The following is a 16831-nucleotide window of genomic DNA, read 5'->3' on the forward strand; positions in this document are numbered from 1 at the left end:
GGGGGGCGCCCCCCGGGGGGGGGGCCCCCGGGGGGGGGGGCGGGGGGGGGGGGGGGGCCGCCGTGGGGGGGGGGGGGGGGGGGGGGGGGGGGGCGGCGGCCCCCCCCCCCCCCCCCCCCCCCCCCCGGGTGGCCCCCCTCGGCCGACCTACGTGGCGCCTCGGCTCAGGTGTTCAGGGTGAGGCCGTCGCCGTCGCGGTCGACGGTGACCTGGCCACCGTCGGAGACCTCGCCGCCGATGAGCTTTCGGGCGAGGGGGTCGCCGATGGCGGACTGGATGAGGCGGCGGAGGGGCCGGGCGCCGTACGCCGGGTCGTAGCCGGTCTCGGCCAGCCACTCCCGAGCCTCCGGGGTGACGGAGATCGAGATGCGGCGGGCGGCGAGGCGCTTCTCGAGCAGGCCGAGCTGGATGTCGACGATCTTGGTGAGGTCGGCCAGCGTGAGGGCGTCGAACATGACGACCTCGTCGAGGCGGTTGAGGAACTCGGGCTTGAACGACGCCCGGACCACGGCCATGACCGACTCGTGCTTCTCGTGCTCATCCATGACCGGGTCGACCAGGAAGGCCGAACCGAGGTTGGAGGTGAGGATGAGGAGCGTGTTGCGGAAGTCGACCGTGCGACCCTGACCGTCGGTCAGCCGCCCGTCGTCGAGCACCTGCAGCAGGATGTCGAAGACCTCGGGGTGAGCCTTCTCGACCTCGTCGAGCAGCACCACCGAGTAGGGGCGGCGGCGTACCGCCTCGGTCAGCTGACCACCCTCGTCGTAGCCGACGTAGCCCGGAGGAGCACCGACCAGCCGGGCGACCGAGTGCTTCTCGGAGTATTCGGACATGTCGATGCGTACGATCGCGCGCTCGTCGTCGAAGAGGAAGTCGGCCAGCGACTTCGCGAGCTCGGTCTTACCGGTGCCGGTCGGGCCCAGGAAGAGGAACGTGCCGGTGGGGCGGTTGGGGTCGGCGATCCCGGCGCGCGAGCGGCGCACCGCGTCGGCGACGGCGGTGACGGCGGACTTCTGCCCGATCAGCCGGCGACCGATCTCGGTCTCCATCTCGAGCAGCTTGGCCTGCTCGCCCTGGAGCATCTTGCCGGTCGGGATGCCGGTCCAGGCCTCGACGACCTCGGCGATCTGCTGGGCAGCGACCTCCTCACCGACCAGCCGGTCGGTGACCTCGTCCTCGGCCTCGGCGGCCTCGGCGATCTGCCGCTCGAGCTCCGGGATGCGACCGTAGAGGATCTCCGAGGCCTCGCCCAGCGAACCCTCGCGCTGGAGCCGCTCGGCCTCGCTGCGCAGCGCGTCGAGCTGCTTGCGCAGGGCACCTTCGCCCTCGAGCGAAGCCTTCTCCTGCTCCCAGCGTGCCTCCAGCCCGCGCAGCTCCTCCTCCTTGTCGGCGAGCTCCTTGCGCAGCGCCGCGTGGCGCTCGAGCGAGGCGTCGTCGGACTCCTTGGAGAGCGCGAACTCCTCCATCTTCAGCCGGTCGACTGCGCGCCGGAGCTGGTCGATCTCCTCGGGAGACGACTCGATCTCCATCCGCAGCCGGGAGGCCGCCTCGTCGATGAGGTCGATCGCCTTGTCGGGCAGCTGCCGCCCGGTGATGTAGCGGTCGGACAGGGTCGCGGCGGCCACCAGAGCGGCATCGGTGATGCGGACACCGTGGTGGGCCTCGTACTTCTCCTGGATGCCGCGCAGGATCTGCACGGTGTCCTCGACCGACGGCTCGCCGACGAAGACCTGCTGGAAGCGACGCTCCAGGGCCGGGTCCTTCTCGATGCGCTCTCGGTATTCGTCGAGCGTGGTCGCACCGATCATGTGCAGCTCACCGCGCGCGAGCATCGGCTTGAGCATGTTGCTGGCGTCCATCGCCGAGTCGCCGCCGGCGCCCGCGCCGACGACGGTGTGCAGCTCGTCGATGAAGGTGATGACCTGGCCCTCGGCGGCCTTGATCTCCTCCAGGACGGCCTTGAGCCGCTCCTCGAACTGGCCGCGGTACTGCGCCCCGGCGACCATCGCCGCCAGGTCGAGCGACAGGAGGCGGCGACCCTTCAGCGAGTCGGGTACGTCACCGGCGATGATCCGCTGCGCGAGCCCTTCGACGACGGCCGTCTTGCCGACGCCGGGCTCGCCGATGAGGACCGGGTTGTTCTTCGTACGCCGCGAGAGCACCTGGATGACGCGGCGGATCTCGGAGTCACGGCCGATGACCGGGTCGAGCTTGCCGCGCTCGGCGGCCTCGGTGAGGTCCTGGGAGTACTTCTCGAGCGCCTCGTAGGAGTCCTCCGCGTCCTGCGAGGTCACCCGGCGGTTGCCGCGGACCACCTTCAGCGTCTCGCGCAGCCCCTTCTCGGTGAGCCCGGCGCCCTTGAGCACCTTCTGCGCCGACGACTCGACGGTGGCCAGCGAGATCAGCAGATGCTCGGTGGCGGCGTAGTCGTCCTTCAGGGACGTGGCCAGCGTGATCGCGCCGGCCAGGACACGGGTCAGCCCACCCGAGGCAGCGGGCTGCTGCACCGTGGAACCGCTGGCGCGCGGGAGCCCGGCGAGGTCGGCGGCCACCGCTCGCGACAGCTCGTCGGCATCCACACCGGACTTGGTGACCATCGACGTCGCGGTGCCCTCGTCCTGCTGCAGCAGTGCGGCCAGCAGGTGGATCGGCTCGGTCGTGGTGTTGCCCGCCGTCGTGGCGGCAAGCTGCGCGGCCTCGATCGCCTCGCGGGCCTTGGTGGTGAACTTGTCTGCCGAAAACTGGCTCATCTGTGTCTGCTCTCCTCCTGGGACGCACCTGAGTCTGCCGCGAGTGCCTCTCACCCGCATCTATCTCAACACAACCAAAGTTGAGTCTGTTCCACTCAACTTTGACATCTTTATATTGCAGCGGCCGCCCAAGCCGATCGGGCACACTCCTCTCGTGGACTCCCGAGGCTCGGTACGCGAGCAGCTCGCCGCGCGCCAGCGCGAGGTCCTCGACGACCTGCTGGCGGGACGTACGCCACCGGGGTTCGACGCCGCCCGGACGACCGCGACGACCCGGGTGCTGCACCACAAGCGCTCCTCGGCCGCACACCACGCCGCCCCCGAGCTCGACCTGCTCCCGGACTGGCGCGCCCGCTTCCATGCCTGGGCCGCGCAGCACGCGCAGCAGGGCTGCGCCCACGATGACGTACGCGGCTTCCTGACCACCATCGGAGCCGACTGGCTCCGCCTGCACGAGGTCTACGAGGGCACGCGGCGTTCGGCGCTCACCGAGATCGCCGGTCGCCGGGTGCTCACCGTCGGTCTCGGCTCGCAGATCTGGCATCTCACCCGCCGCACCTGGAAACGGAGCCCCACGTGGAACCCCTGATCGTCATCGTGATCCTCGGTCTGATCGTTCTCGCGATCACCCAGGCCGCCGTCAAGTCCAGCAGCGGCAACCGCCGCCGGGGACCGCGCAGACGCGGCGGCAGCAGCTGCAGCTCGAGCTCGTGCGGCTCCACCTACAGCGGTGGCCACCACCACGACAGCTCCTGCAACAGCTCGTCGTGCAACAGCTCCTCGTGCGGCTCGAGCTGCGGCGGCGGAGGCGGCGGCGACTGACCCCTCCCCGCCGAGTCGGCTCGTCCTGACCGAGATCCGTGCCGAGTCGGCTCGTCATAACGAGCCGACTCGGCATCAGAAGAGGTCCAGGCCGGTGACCTTCCACTGGCCGTCGACCTTGGCCGCCTCGACGGAGATCTGGGCGGCGGAGATGGACGACTCCTTGTCGGTGGAGCGCTGGGACGCCTGGTCGAGGAAGACCAGGAGCGAAGCGGAGTCGGCGTCGAGGGACTTGACCGCGGCGACCTGGACCTCGGCGCTGAGCACGAGCTTCTGACCGGGGGCCTTCTCCTGGAGCTGCTTGAAGAGGAGGTCGTACTCCTTGCGGGCGTCGCCGGCGAGGAACTCATCGGCCGCAGCGGCGGTCGGCGCGGGGTCGGAGAAGTCGTAGGAGAAGACCTGCAGCAGGCCCGTGGAGACGGCCGACTGCACCTCGGTGGTGGCCTCGGCGTCGACGACGGCGCGGTTGCCGACGTGGTCGGTGTTGCGCTCCCGGTCGGCCTGCCAGAACGCTCCCAGCCCCAGGATCAGGGCGAGCGCGGCGAGGAAGGGCGCCCAGCGGCGTACGAGGGAAGTGCTCATGACATGTTCACCGCTACCTGCTCGAGGCTCTCCAGGAGCCAGTCGTCGCCGACCTTGACCAGATCGGCCGCGAACCTGTTGCGCTTGACCGTCGGCTCGGCGTCCTCGCCGGAGGTCGACCCGTCGCGGACCGTGATCTCGACCGCAGCGATCACGGTCGCGCTGTCGTCGTCGAGCTCGGTCACGGCGGCTTCCATCACCGAGCCGGTCGAGATCTTCTCCTGCTCCGCGAGGACCTTGCGGTCCTCCTCCGAGACGCTGGTCAGCTGGTCGTGCAGGGTGCCGGTGGTGACCGCGACCCATCCCTTCAACCCCTCGTCCACCTTGCGGTAGTCGAGGGAGTTGAGGGTCTCGATGTGGCTGGTCGCGACGATCAGCACCCGGTCGCGCACGGCGGCCTCGTCGACCATCTCCTGGTCGTGACCGCTCGCGCGCCACCAGGTCAGCCCGCCCGCGACCAGCACGCACAGCGCCACCAGCGGCAGCGCCCAGGTGAGCACGCGATCGCGCCTCGACGGCGGGTCGGGGACCAACTCGACCACCGAGGCCTCCGTTCGTCTCTCCGTTGTCGTGCTCATCGCTCCCCCATCAGTCCGGCGAGCGTGGTGGGGACGCTAACCGTCCCCGGCTCGGCTGTCTCGGTCTTCGTGGTTTTCGGCTCGGGCACGGCATCGCAGCCGGCCGCGGTGTTGAACGGCTTGCCCTTGCTCAGATCGGTGCCGGCCCGCAGGTCGGTGCCCTGATAACCCGCGACGCACGGCGGCGGGTTGAAGAACGACGGCATCAGGCTCAGCCGTGGTCCGTTGGAGGTGTTGATCGCCCAGCCGATGCTGACCGCCTCCGGCACGGTCACGAAGGTCGACTCGAGCGCGGCCGCGTTCGTCCCGAAGAGCGTCGCGGGCGTGACCAGATTGCTCATCAGGATCCCGAGAGGCTGGCCGACCTCCTTGACCAGCAGCGAGATCTCGGCGGTCGAGCCGGGCGCGGCCCCGATCAGGTCGCGCAGGTCCTTGTCGGAGTCGGCAAGGGTCTCGGAGAAGAGCGCGAGGTCGTTGCTCCATGCCTTGATGCTGGTCGCCGACTCCTCCTGGGTCGCGAGCACCTGGTCGGAGTTGCGGATCAGGCTCGCCGAGACGAGGAAGTTGCGGTCGGCCTCCTTCTGGAACGAGAGCGAGGTGTCCACCAGCTTCCGCAGGTCGGACCCGGCTCCCCGGGACAGCAGGTAGGACTCGTCGATCGTCGTCACCAGCGCCTCCTCGGGCACCGAGGCGACGAAGTCGCGGCCGGTCTCGATGACCTGGGAGGCGTCGTACGGCAACGCCTCCTCCCCCGCACTCAGCCGGTCGCCGTCGGAGAGCCGGGTGGAGCCCACCGCGCCACCGCGGAGGTCCAGATACTGCTCGCCGATGGCCGAGCGGTTGGCGACCTTCACGGTCACGTCCTCGGGGATGGCGGGCGCGTCGCCCTCGATCTCCAGCACGGCACGTACGCCGTCGGAGCCTGCCTCCAGGGAGGTCACCTCCCCCACGGGCACCCCGCGGTAGGTCACCTCCGAGTTGACGAAGAGCCCGCCGCCCTCGGGCAGCGAGACGTCGACGCGGTAGGGCTCGTCGAGCAGGTCCAGGCCGACGTAGCGGGCCCCGACATAGCTCGTGCCCACGAGCGCGAGGGCGACGAAGAGCCCGAGCTTGACGCGTACGCCTCCGGTCAGCCGTTGCATCAGTCGCTCCCTTCCACGGAGCCGGCGTCGCTCGCCGCGCCTTCCGGCGAGGTCTCGGAGGTCGCCGACCCCGATTCGGTCGGTGACTCCGCGGGCGACTCGGAGGGATCGGACGGAGAGGACGAGGGTGAGGACGACCCGGACTCCGACGGATCCGAGGAGGACGAGGAAGAGCCGGGATCGGAGGGCAGGATCGACTCCCCCGGGATCGACGGCGAGGACGATCCCGGCACCGGCGAGCTGGTCGACGGCAGCAGTCCGGGCGGTGTGCCCGGCGACCCGGACTGGGAGCTGACCGAGCCGCCGGACCCGCCTTCGACCGCCGTCTGCAGCCATTCGCAGCCCTTGGACTGGCAGCCGGCAGGAGTACGGAAGTTCGTGATCATGAACAGGTTCATGTAGTCGCCACGGATCGCGTTGAGCACCTCGTCGGGGAACGGGTAGGTGAAGAGGATCTCGAGCGCGTAGGGCAGGTCGGAGCCGGCCTTGGCGAGCTGGTCGAGGATCGGGTCGAGCAGCTCGAGGTCGGCCACGATGTCGTCCTGGGCCTCGTCCAGCGTGCTGATGGTGACCTTGGAGAGCTTGTCGAGGGCCTCCAGCATCGCGACCAGCTGCGGGCGCTGGTCGACGAGCACCTGCATGCCCGGCGAGAGCCCCTCGAGGGCGTTCGAGATCTTGGTCTTGTCCTTCTCCAGCGTGACCGCGAGCTCGTTGAGAGACTCGATCGCGGACGTGATCGAGGCCGAGCGCGAGTCGAGGACCGTTACGAACCGGTCCATCTCCGTCAGGAAGGCCTTGATCTCCTCCGGCCGCCCGTCGGAGATCTTCTGCATCTCGCGGGAGATCTCCTGGAACTGCGCGATCCCGCCGCTGTTGAGCACCATCGACAGGGCTCCGAGCACCTCCTCGACCTGCGCGGCCGCCTCGGTGTCGCCTCTCCCGAGGACCGCACCATCACCCAGGGGCGAACCCGCGACCGGCGTGGCGGGGCGGATCAGCGCGACGTACTTCTCCCCGAGCAGCGAGGTCTGCTGCAGTCGCGCGGTGGTGCCGGCCGGCAGCGAGACGTCGTCCCTGACCACCAACGACACCCGCGCGCTGCGGCCGTCCTCGGTCAGCCGGATCTTGGAGACCCGGCCGACCGCGACGTTGTCGACCTTGACGCTGGACTGAGGAACCAGATCGAGTACGTCGCCGAACTCGGCGCTCAGCGTGATCGGGTCCTCCCCCACGTCGGCGCCACCGGGCAGCGGGGCCTCGTAGACGCCGCCGCTGACGGCACCGAGGCCGCAGCCGGAGAGGGCCAGGGTGGCCGTGGCCAGCACGGCGACGAGCGGTCTCGACACGATTCTCGACACGGGTCTCGACAGGCGCGACATCACTGCTCCTCTCCGACACCGGGCAGCAGGACCGGTGGCGCGTCCTCGGAGGTCTGGCCGGTGAGCCCGTCGCCGGACCAGACGCTCAGCTCGTTCAGGTTGGTGCGGCCGACGAGGCTGTTGGTCGCCGGGTCGTAGGCGTTGACGTACTTCTGCAGCACCAGCGGGATCGTGGCGACCGCCTCCTCGAGCGACTCGTTCTGGTCGACGAGGACCTGGGTCGGGCCCTGCAGGTTCTCGACGCTGGTGCGCATCTCGCCGCGGTTGTCCTTGATGAAGGACTCGAGCAGCGCGAGCGCCTCGCCGAGGTTGCCGACCGCTGAGGCCAGGTCGTCGCGGTCCTCGGCGAGATACTCGGTGACCTGGGCGAAGCGGCGGTTGGCGTCCTCGACCCCGTCGTCGTGCTCGAGCAGGGTCTTGTTGAAGGTGTCGAGGTTCTCGACGGTGGCGAAGAAGTCCTGGTCGACGTCGGCCAGGGTCGCCGACGCGTCGGCGCCTTCCCGGATCACCTGGTTGATGTCGGCGCCCTGGCCGTCGAGGTTGGCCGCCAGCACCTCGAGGAACCGGGAGAGCGCGCCGTTCTTGTTGGCGCCGTTGGGACCGAGCTGATCGCCGGCCTCGGTCAACGAGGCGTAGAGATCGTCGATCTCGACCGGCACCGCGGTCTCCTCGATGACGGTGCCGTCGCGGAGCTCGGGCCCGTCGACGTACGGCTCGGTGAGCTGGACGAAGCGGTCCGAGACCAGCGTCGGCGCCACGATCACGGCCGAGGTGTCGGCCGCGGCGCTCTGGCCGGGGTCGAGGGTCATCGAGACCTTCACGTGCTCGCCGGCTGGCGTCACCGAGGTCACCTCGCCGACCGGAACGCCGAGAACCTGCACGTCGGAGCCGGGGTAGAGACCCACGGAGGCCTCGAAGAGCGCGGAGAACGTCGTGCCCTTCCGCCCCTCCTCGATCCCGTACGCAGCACCCCACCCGACCGCGCCCACGGCGGCGACCACGAGGAACCCGGCGAGGATCCGTCTCATCTCTTCCCTCCCGGCTTGCAGTCGCGCTGGACGTCGTTGTCGAGCACCGGCGCGTTGTTCTCGTCGAAGAGGCCGCAGCCGTAGACGTCGATCCAGGGCCCGTTGCTCATCGAGGCGCCGATCACCCGGTAGTAGGCGCCGATCTGGGAGAGCGCCTTGTCGAGGTGGTCCTGGTTGCGCTGCAGGATCTCGGAGACCTGGTCGAGCTTCTGCAACGCCGGCTGGAGGCGCTTCTGGTTGTCCTCGACCAGTCCGGTGACCTGCTTGGCGAGGTCGTCGGTGTAGGTGAGCATCTGGTGGATCGCCTGCCGTCGGGCGGCGAGCTCCTCGAGCAGCTTGTCGCCGTCATCGATCAGCAGCCCGATCTCGTCGTTGCGTTCGGCGAGGGTGCCGGTGACCTCGGTCGTCGTCCTCATCAGCTCGGCCAGCTCCTGGTCCCGCGAGGAGATCGTGCGGGAGATCCGGGTGAGGCCGGAGACCATGCCGCGTACGTCCTCGGGGGTGTCCTCGAAGACCACCGAGAGGGCGTCCATCGACTCCTCGACCTGGGCCATGTCGATCTCCCCGACAGTGGTGGAGAGGTCGGAGAAGGCGGCGTTGACGTCGTAGGGGGTCGTGGTCCGCGAGACCGGGATCGGCTCGCGGAGACGGCCCGAGCCGCCCGGGTCCAGGGCGAGGAACTTGCGCCCCAGCAGCGTCTTCACCTTGATCGACGCGGTCGTCTGCGAGCCGAGCGAGACGTCCTTGGCCCGGAACCTGATCAGCACCTTGTCGCCGTCGAGCTCGAGCTCGGAGACCTCGCCGACCTTCACCCCGGCGACCCTCGCCTCGTCACCGGGACGTATCCCGGCGGCCTCGGCGAAGTAGGCCTCGTAGGTGTCGCCCCCGCCGATGACGGGGAGGTCCTCGGCGTAGAAGGTGGCGAAGAAGACGCCGGTCATGGCCAGGATCCCGACCACGGCGATGACGATCTTGTTGCGTTCGGCGAACGACTTCGGATAGCGGGCCATCATTGGCACCTTCCTGCCGGCGAGTCCACGCCGAGGTCGCCGTAGTAGCCCTCGGGTTTCGGGATCCGCCCGTCGATGGAGCAGATGTAGAAGTTGAGCCACCCTCCATAGGTGGCCATCCGGCCGATCTGGTCGGTCTTCTGCGGCATGGTGGTCAGGAACTTCGTCAGCGCCTCGTCGTTCTCGGCGAGGTTCTCCGAGACGTCGCCGAGCGAGTCGATCGAGTCACGCAGCGGCTCGCGTCCCTCCTGCAGCAGCCCGGTGACGCTCTGGGAGAGCTCGCCCATCCCATCGATGGTCGAGCCGAGCGTCTTACGGTCGGCGGCCAGCCCGGAGACCAGCCGCTGCAGGGTCACCAGGGTCGTGTCGAGCATCCCGGTGCGCTGGCTGACCACCTCGAGGACCGAGTTGAGGTTGGTGATCAGGTCGCCGATCACCTGGTCGCGATCAGCGAGGGTCGAGGTCAGCGAGGCCGTCGAGGAGAGCAGCGACTCCACCGTCGCGCCCTCGCCCTGGAAGACCGCGATGATCTGGGCGCTGAGGTTGTTGACGTCCTCGGGGTCGAGGAACTTGAACAGCGGCTGGAAGCCGTTGAACAGCATCGTCAGGTCCAGCGCCGGCTGGGTCTCGTCGAGCGAGAACGTGTAGCCGGGCTTCAGCGGATCACCGCCCGGCGATCCCGGCTCCAGGGCGATGTAGCGCTGCCCGATCAGGTTGCGGAACCGCAGCTCAGCCCGGGTCCCCTCGACCATCGGCGCGGACTCGGCCGCGGTGAAGACGACCTCGGCGGTGTCGTTCTGATGCAGCCCGATGGACTGGACGGTGCCGATCTTCACCCCCGCCATCCGCACGTCGTCGCCCTTGTTGAGGCTGGTCACATCGGTGAAGAGCGCCGTGAACGTACGCCCCGACGAGGTCGATCCGTTGGAGATCGTCGTCGCCAGCGCCGCCATCGCCAGGACCGTGACCAGCGCGAAGACCACTGACTTGGTGAGCGTCACCGCGACCGAGCCGCCGTTTCCGGTCCTCATCGCACGATCACCTCCGTGCCTCGCAGGGTCGGGCCGAGCAGCAGGCTCGACCAGGTCGGATACTCATCAGGTGCCATGCCTTCCGCTGGTGCCATCACCTCGGCGATCAGCTGGTTCTCGCCCTTGGAGTTCTGCTCGCCCAGGCCCCTGGTCGCACCGAAGGTGCGCACCCGGTCCGTCGGCGGCGCCTCGATCCGCTCGGCGGTGCCGGCCGTCCCGGTGACGGCGGGCCGGCTGCCGGTCTGGCCGGTGACGTACGGGCATCGGGGGCCGCCGGTACGCAGCTTCGGGACGTAGCCGGAGGGGTAGGGCTGCCGGATGTCGGAGACGCTGACCAGCGCGTGGATCCCCGGCTCGTCGGTGCCCTTGCCGAGGTTCTTGGCCATCACCGGCGCGTAGTCGCGCAGGGCGCTGAACAGGCACGGGAAGGAGGAGGCGTACGGGCTGACCGCGCGGAGCGCGTCGCGCGAGGTGTCGGAGAGCACCACGATCGTCTCCCGGTTGCGCTCGAGCCAGCGGTCGGTGTCGGCGGCCGTCGTGGTCACCGAGCGGAACGTGTCGGCGACCTGTCGCTGCTGGTCGACGAGGGTCTCGGCGGTCACCGTCATGGTGTCCAGCGCGTCCAGCAGGTCCGGCGCGGCCTCCTCGTAGTGGCCCGCGACCCGGCCGAGCGAGGCCAGGTCGTCGGCCATCTGCGGCACCAGCGGGTTGAGCTTCCTCAGGTAGTCCGCCCATGCCGAGAAGACCTCGCCGATGTCGTCGCCGTTGTCACGCAGCATCGTGGCCAGCTCGCTCAGCGTCGCGTTGAGCTTGTGGGGCTGGATCGCCTTGAGCACCGGGAGCAGCTCGTCGAGGACCTGCTCCAGCTCGACCGCCTCGTCCGAGCGGTCCTGCTCGATCACGTCGCCGGCCGACAGCTCCGGCCCCGAGGCCGGTTGCAGCGCCACGTACCGCTCCCCGAAGAGGGTCTTGGGCAGCAGCCTCGCGGTGGTGTCGGCCGAGAGATCGGAGAGTACGTCCGGCTCCAGCGCCAGGGTCAGCTCGGCGCCACCCTCGCGGGCCGAGACGGTGCGGACGGTGCCGACCGGCACCCCGCGGAGCTTGACGTCGGAGCCCTCCTGGAGCGCATTGCCCAGGGTGCCGGTCGTCAGGGTCACCTCGGAGCGGTCGACGAAGGTCTGGTCGTAGGCGAGCCAGGCGCCGAGCGCCACCGCCGCGACCACGGCCAGGTAGCACAGGCCGAGGAAGGCATCACGAACTCTGCCGAGACTCATCCCGCGATCCTCACCGTCGTGGTGGCGCCCCACATCGCCATCGAGAGGGCGAGGTCGAGCAGCGCGACGACCACGATGGTCCGCCGCACCGAGCGCCCGACCGCGATCCCGACCCCGGACGGCCCGCCACTGGCGTAGAAGCCCAGCCGGCAGTGGATCAGGATGATCAGGATCGAGAAGATCAGCACCTTCCCGAACGACAGCAGGATGTCGATGGGCGGCAGGAAGAGCTGGAAGTAGTGGTCGTACGTCCCGGCCGACTGCCCGTGGAAGTAGACAGTCACGAGCCGCGATCCCGCGTAGGAGGTCAGCAGGCCGACGACGTAGAGCGGGATGATCGCCACGAAACCGGCGACCACCCGGGTGGAGACCAGATAGGGGATCGTGCCCAGCCCCATCACCTTGACTGCGTCGATCTCCTCGTTGATCCGCATCGCGCCGAGCTGGGCGGTGAACCCGGCGCCGACGGTCGCGCTCATGGCCAGCGCGGCCACCAGCGGGGCGATCTCGCGGGTGTTGAAGTAGGCGGAGATGAACCCGTTGAGCGTCGAGGTGCCGATCTGGTCGAGCGCTGCGTACCCCTGCATGCCGACGACCGTGCCGACGAAGATGCTCATCCCCGTCATCACCCCGATGGTGCCGCCGATGACCGCGAGCGCACCGGTGCCGAAGGAGACCTCGGAGAGGATCCGGAGGATCTCGCGGGGGTAGTGCCGGATCGCGGTCGGGATGCCGACCAGCACCTTGCCGTAGAACCGGATGTCGCGGCCGGTCTGCACCAGCCCGTCAAGCGAGCGGTCCAGCCGCGACCGCTTCTTGACCACGTCGGTGGTCGCCATGTCAGGCCCCCTTCCCGGGAACGAGCTCGAGATAGAGCGTCGTGATCACGAAGTTGACGAAGAAGAGGAGCAGGAAGGTGACCACGACCGACTGGTTGACCGCCTCCCCCACCCCCTTCGGCCCGGGCTTGGTGTTGAGCCCCCGGAACGCGGCGACGAGGCCGGCGATGAGCCCGAAGAGCACCGCCTTGAGCTCACCCACCCACAGGTCGGAGAGCTGGGCGAGCGCGGTGAACGAGGAGAGGTACGCCCCGGGCGTACCGCCCTGGATGATGACGTTGAAGAAGTAGCCGCCGAGCACACCGACCACCGAGACCAGCCCGTTGAGCAGCACCGCCGCGAGCACGCAGGCGAGCACTCGTGGCACGACGAGCGCCTGGATCGGATCGACCGCGATCACCCGCATCGCGTCGATCTCGTCGCGGATCGTCCGGGACCCCAGGTCGGCGCAGATCGCCGCTCCGCCGGCTCCCGCGATCACCAGCGAGGTCACGATCGGAGCCGCCTGCTGCACGACGGCGAGCACCGAGGCGGCGCCGGTGAACGACTGCGCCCCGATCTGCACCGTCAGGGTGCCGAGCTGCAGCGCGATCACCGCTCCGAACGGGATCGCGACCAGCATCGCCGGGATCCAGGAGACCGAGGTGACGAACCAGAACTGGTCGAGCAGCTCGCGGGCCGCGAACGGCCGGCGGAACGCCGCCCGGAAGGTGTCCAGGCCCAGCGCGAAGAGCGCCCCTACCTGGTCCAGGCCCCGGCTGACCGGGTCCTTGACCTTCGCTCGCGGGGCTCGGTCAACGTCGTCGTCATCGGCGGTGTAGAGCGTGGCGGCGCCGCTCGCGACCCGCGCGGTGTGCCGCTCGACCGCGGCCCGCGGGGCGCCGTTGGCGGGGGCGAGCTGGCGCGGCAGCACCTCGATGGCGCGGGCCCCGGCACGTACGGTCGCGACTCCCCCGGACGGGTAGTAGGCCTCGCCCTCGACGTAGTCGTCGTTGACACCGTGGTCGGTCTCCTCGCTCATCCCGATCGGCCCGATCGGGTCGCCGCTCATGAACTGGGAGACGACCGGGTGGTCGGTGAGCAGGAACTCCTCGCGCGGGCCGTACATCACCAGCCGGCGGCGGTAGAGCATGCCGAGGTTGTCCGGCAGCGTACGTGCCAGCTCGATGTTGTGGGTGACCACCAGCATCGTCGCGTCGGTGGCCGCGTTGACGTCGACCAGCAGCTGGGCGAGGTTGGCCGTACGCACCGGGTCGAGACCCGAGTCGGGCTCGTCGCACAGGATGATCGAGGGCTCGGTGACCAGCGAGCGGGCCAGGCCGGCGCGCTTGCGCATCCCGCCGGAGATCTCGCCGGGCAGCTTGTGCTCCTGCCCGAGCAGCCCGACCAGGTCGAGCTTGTCGTTGGTGATCTGGCGGATCTCCGACTCGCGCTTCTTGGTGTGGGCCCGCAGCGGGAAGGCGACGTTGTCGAAGACGCTCATCGAGCCGAAGAGCGCACCGTCCTGGAAGAGCACCCCGAACCGCTTGCGCAGCTCCTGCCGCTGCGACTCCCGCGCCTTGACCATGTCGACCCCGTCGACCAGGCAGACCCCGGCCTCCGGCCGCAGCAGCCCCATCAGCGACTTCAGAAACACCGACTTGCCGGTGCCCGAGGGCCCGAGCAGCGCGGTGATCTCTCCCTGAGGCAGCGTGAGGGTCACGTCGCTCCAGATGTTCTGAGACCCGAAGCTCTTGGTGAGCCCGGTGACCTCCACGGTTCCGCCCATCGCGGGACCTCCCTGTTCTGCCGTTGTGGGGTGCGTCGACGATCGGGACAGTACGTGTGGCCCTGATCACACGGGACCCAAAATCGAGCCACCCTTCAAATGGGGTCCGTGTTTTGTCACGCGCATGACAAAACGGTTTGGCCGGCCGGCGGATCAGGCGGCGGGCTGGCTCGGTTCCCGGCCGTGACCGCTGACCGCGAGGAGGACGCTCGCGCCGAAGTCAGGATCGGTGATCAGGCGCGGGCCGAACAGGTCGATGAGGCGCTTGATGCGGTTGTCGAGCGTGTTCGGATGCACCCGCAGGCGGGCCGCGACCTCCTTCTGACCGTCATGGGCCACGAGCCACGTACGAAGCGTCTCGGTGAGCACGGCCCGACGTCGCTCCGGGAGGGCACGGAGGGGCCGGAGGAGGTCTTCTCGCAGATGCTGCAGCAGTCGCAGATCCGACCGTGCCAGCAGCACGAACCGGTAGCGCGAGCAGTCGATCTCGTCGCCGGAAGGGATGCACTGCTCGGCGTACAGCTCCTGGGCGCGGTCGACCCAGGCCAGGGCCGACGGAGCGTCGGCGATCCCCACCGGCCAGGTGAAGGCGACCGGGCTGCGGCGGGTCAGGCGTTTCAGCTCGTCGAGTACGCCCGCCGCCGCGTGCACCGGCACGACCACGGTCGCCCTGGTGCCCTCCAGCCGAGCGAGCGCGACCGGCGGCAGCTGTGGCGAACCACCCTCGACGATCTCGACCTCGGTTCCGAGGACCACCACTCGATCGGACAGCGGCCACCCGACGCGGCGCGCGATCGACTCCACCTGCGCCGGTTGGGCGCCGCCGAGGACCAGATCCACCAGACGACGGCGCAGATGAAGCGGATCGGACGAACGTCGCCGGATCTCGCGTCGGTAGCCGGCGACGACAGCCTCCATCAGCAGGTCCATGTAGACCAGCAGGGCATGGGTCAGGCGTGCTGCCGACTCGTCGCGGCTGCCTCCCTCGACCAGCTCAGCGAGCAACTGTCGGGCAGCATGGGTGGCGACGTCGAAGGCCGCGTGCATCGCATCGAGCGGCTGCCCCTCGGCGGCCACTCCGGACCCCAGATCGGCAAAGAGCCCGTCGACCCTTCCGGGTACGACGGGCTCATGATTGACCACCGCGACAAACTGACCGACCGCGGCATCGGCTGCGCCGCGGATGATCCGGCCGCGCCTCCCGTCCGACGGCCCCGCGTACGCCATGACCTGCCGCTGGATCCGGTTGCTGATCGTGCGGGCCGCCGTCATGGCTGCGCGGTCGTCCAGCGGCACACGGGCCGCCGAGCACATGTCGAGCCCGATCCTGGCCCTCAGCCGTCGGGTCTCGCCGCGACTCGGCATGTTCTGCAACGTCTTGCCCGGAACCATTCCTGCCTCCCGTCCTACTCGGCGCCATCGCCACCTCGAGAACACCCCCACCGCGCGGTCGCGTCCAGTGGTGCTCGGGCTCCCGACGGATACCGCCCGGGGAATTTGTGACGCACGTTACAAATTCCCCCGGACGGCGAGGTCACTCGTCGGTGCCCGGCACCTCAGGCGCGGGCGGAATCGTGCAGCCGGCCTCTCGCCACTGGTCGATCGTCGTCCCGGGCGCGGCCGTCGAGCCGCTGGGAATGTTCAGGGGCTTGCAGCCCGTGGGGCCGGTCGTGTTGATCTCGACAGAGTTGCCGGGCCCGGAGACCGTTGCCGTCAGAAGCGGCGCCAGGTCGTCCCCGGTGGTCGTACGGCACCCGCCGAAGGCGCCGACGTCCAGGGTCCCCTCGAGCAGACCCCCCTCTCCGGCAGCGAAGTGGCCCGACGTCCACAGCGGGTCACCCACGTTCGGGTCGTCTCCACGGAAGCCTTTCCCACGGACCCGGAGCCTGGCGGGCTCCGCCGTCCGACAGTCACCGACGAAACTCACCCGACGCCCGTCGATCTCCACGTTCTCGACCCGGACGTAGAGCCCCTGATCGAGAGTCGAGTCGTAGTACTTGCTCACTCCGCTCGCGTTGCTCCCGGGGCGGAAGAGAACGATCTCGCTGCTCCTCAAGATGATCGACTCGGGACTGCCGTCGGCGGTCCGCTCCTGCTCGAGCCGGATGGTCGCCTCGACCGGCACCGCTCCGAAGGCGATGGTGCGCACGATGATCGCCGGCGAGGTGCCGTAGTTGTGGGCAGAGCCCGGTGGCGAGACCAGGTTGACCATCGATCCCGCGACGAAACACTGCTTGTAGGCGTCAGGACAGTCACGGGCGAACGTCTCCGGGTCGTCGAGCACCGGGAAGTCCGTCGCCGGGTTCGCAGGCGCGGTGCGATGGTTCTCGCCCCACAGCGGTGCGGCCGCCGTCATCAGCACGTCACCAGTGCGTACCCACTGTCGCTGGCGCGAGACGTCGGACGCTCCCGACTGGGTGGCACCCGACCACCACCCGGCCGCGATCCACTCCTCCCCCGGCCCGGTCGCAGGCAACGGCGGGTGTCCCGGATGGGGTCCGTCGGCGCCCTGCCCGGGCAGGGCCGACACCACACCGATCAACGCCCCGAGCGCGACCGCCTGAGCCAGCCGGACTCGCCATCGTCTCGTCATGGCATGACTGTCACGCAGCACCTCGCCGGCGGCAA

Annotated in this window: 15 protein-coding genes and 1 pseudogene; 2 read left to right on the plus strand and 14 right to left on the minus strand. The window is 69.5% G+C overall.

Annotated elements, in window-relative coordinates; translation table 11 throughout:
• Positions 1-164 precede the first annotated feature (164 nt).
• Complete coding sequence (gene clpB, locus ACIRON_RS00005; RefSeq protein WP_402987251.1) at positions 165-2750, minus strand: ATP-dependent chaperone ClpB; 2586 nt, start codon at positions 2748-2750, stop codon at positions 165-167.
• Positions 2751-2904: 154 nt separating this feature from the next.
• Here clpB and ACIRON_RS00010 point away from each other — a divergent pair, with 154 nt between their 5' ends.
• Positions 2905-3339 carry a hypothetical protein gene (locus ACIRON_RS00010; RefSeq protein ID WP_402987254.1) on the plus strand — a complete coding sequence of 145 codons (435 nt, stop codon included), beginning with the start codon at positions 2905-2907 and terminating at the stop codon, positions 3337-3339.
• Positions 3327-3572 (plus strand): hypothetical protein, encoded by a 246-nt coding sequence (locus ACIRON_RS00015; RefSeq protein ID WP_402987257.1) that lies wholly within the window; start codon positions 3327-3329, stop codon positions 3570-3572. The genes ACIRON_RS00010 and ACIRON_RS00015 overlap by 13 nt, the downstream gene beginning before the upstream one ends.
• Before the next feature lie 75 nt (positions 3573-3647).
• Here ACIRON_RS00015 and ACIRON_RS00020 read toward each other — a convergent pair whose 3' ends face one another.
• From ACIRON_RS00020 to ACIRON_RS00080, 13 genes and pseudogenes are all read right to left on the minus strand, one after another.
• On the minus strand, positions 3648-4154 hold the full coding sequence (locus tag ACIRON_RS00020) for a hypothetical protein (RefSeq protein ID WP_402987260.1): 507 nt from the start codon (positions 4152-4154) through the stop codon (positions 3648-3650).
• A complete protein-coding gene (locus ACIRON_RS00025) occupies positions 4151-4732 on the minus strand; it encodes a hypothetical protein (protein WP_402987263.1) in 582 nt (193 codons plus the stop codon). The genes ACIRON_RS00020 and ACIRON_RS00025 overlap by 4 nt, the downstream gene beginning before the upstream one ends.
• Complete coding sequence (locus ACIRON_RS00030) at positions 4729-5874, minus strand: MlaD family protein (protein ID WP_402987266.1); 1146 nt, start codon at positions 5872-5874, stop codon at positions 4729-4731. The genes ACIRON_RS00025 and ACIRON_RS00030 overlap by 4 nt, the downstream gene beginning before the upstream one ends.
• Positions 5874-7220: an MCE family protein gene (locus tag ACIRON_RS00035; protein ID WP_402987268.1), complete on the minus strand. Its 1347-nt coding sequence runs from the start codon at positions 7218-7220 to the stop codon at positions 5874-5876. Before ACIRON_RS00035 ends, ACIRON_RS00030 begins: the two co-directional genes overlap by 1 nt.
• 32 nt (positions 7221-7252) lie before the next feature.
• Positions 7253-8281, minus strand: coding sequence for an MCE family protein (locus ACIRON_RS00040; protein WP_402987271.1), 1029 nt, complete (start codon positions 8279-8281; stop codon positions 7253-7255).
• Positions 8278-9291, minus strand: a complete 1014-nt coding sequence (locus ACIRON_RS00045) for an MCE family protein (RefSeq protein WP_402987274.1) — start codon at positions 9289-9291, stop codon at positions 8278-8280. Before ACIRON_RS00045 ends, ACIRON_RS00040 begins: the two co-directional genes overlap by 4 nt.
• Positions 9291-10322 carry an MCE family protein gene (locus ACIRON_RS00050; protein ID WP_402987277.1) on the minus strand — a complete coding sequence of 344 codons (1032 nt, stop codon included), beginning with the start codon at positions 10320-10322 and terminating at the stop codon, positions 9291-9293. The genes ACIRON_RS00045 and ACIRON_RS00050 overlap by 1 nt, the downstream gene beginning before the upstream one ends.
• Positions 10319-11596, minus strand: a complete 1278-nt coding sequence (locus ACIRON_RS00055) for an MCE family protein (protein WP_402987280.1) — start codon at positions 11594-11596, stop codon at positions 10319-10321. The genes ACIRON_RS00050 and ACIRON_RS00055 overlap by 4 nt, the downstream gene beginning before the upstream one ends.
• Positions 11593-12435 (minus strand): MlaE family ABC transporter permease, encoded by an 843-nt coding sequence (locus ACIRON_RS00060; RefSeq protein WP_402987283.1) that lies wholly within the window; start codon positions 12433-12435, stop codon positions 11593-11595. Before ACIRON_RS00060 ends, ACIRON_RS00055 begins: the two co-directional genes overlap by 4 nt.
• A gap of 1 nt (position 12436) precedes the next feature.
• Positions 12437-13186, minus strand: coding sequence for an ABC transporter permease (locus tag ACIRON_RS00065; protein WP_091046262.1), 750 nt, complete (start codon positions 13184-13186; stop codon positions 12437-12439).
• Positions 13187-13759: 573 nt separating this feature from the next.
• A pseudogene (locus ACIRON_RS00070) lies at positions 13760-14203 on the minus strand (ABC transporter ATP-binding protein); the annotation flags it as partial.
• A 153-nt stretch (positions 14204-14356) separates the two neighbouring features.
• Positions 14357-15595, minus strand: coding sequence for a helix-turn-helix domain-containing protein (locus tag ACIRON_RS00075; RefSeq protein ID WP_402987285.1), 1239 nt, complete (start codon positions 15593-15595; stop codon positions 14357-14359).
• A 142-nt stretch (positions 15596-15737) separates the two neighbouring features.
• Complete coding sequence (locus ACIRON_RS00080; protein WP_402987288.1) at positions 15738-16796, minus strand: hypothetical protein; 1059 nt, start codon at positions 16794-16796, stop codon at positions 15738-15740.
• Positions 16797-16831 lie beyond the last annotated feature (35 nt).

The sequence above is a fragment of the Nocardioides sp. NPDC101246 genome, assembly GCF_044767415.1.
In the GTDB taxonomy this organism is placed as follows: domain Bacteria; phylum Actinomycetota; class Actinomycetes; order Propionibacteriales; family Nocardioidaceae; genus Nocardioides.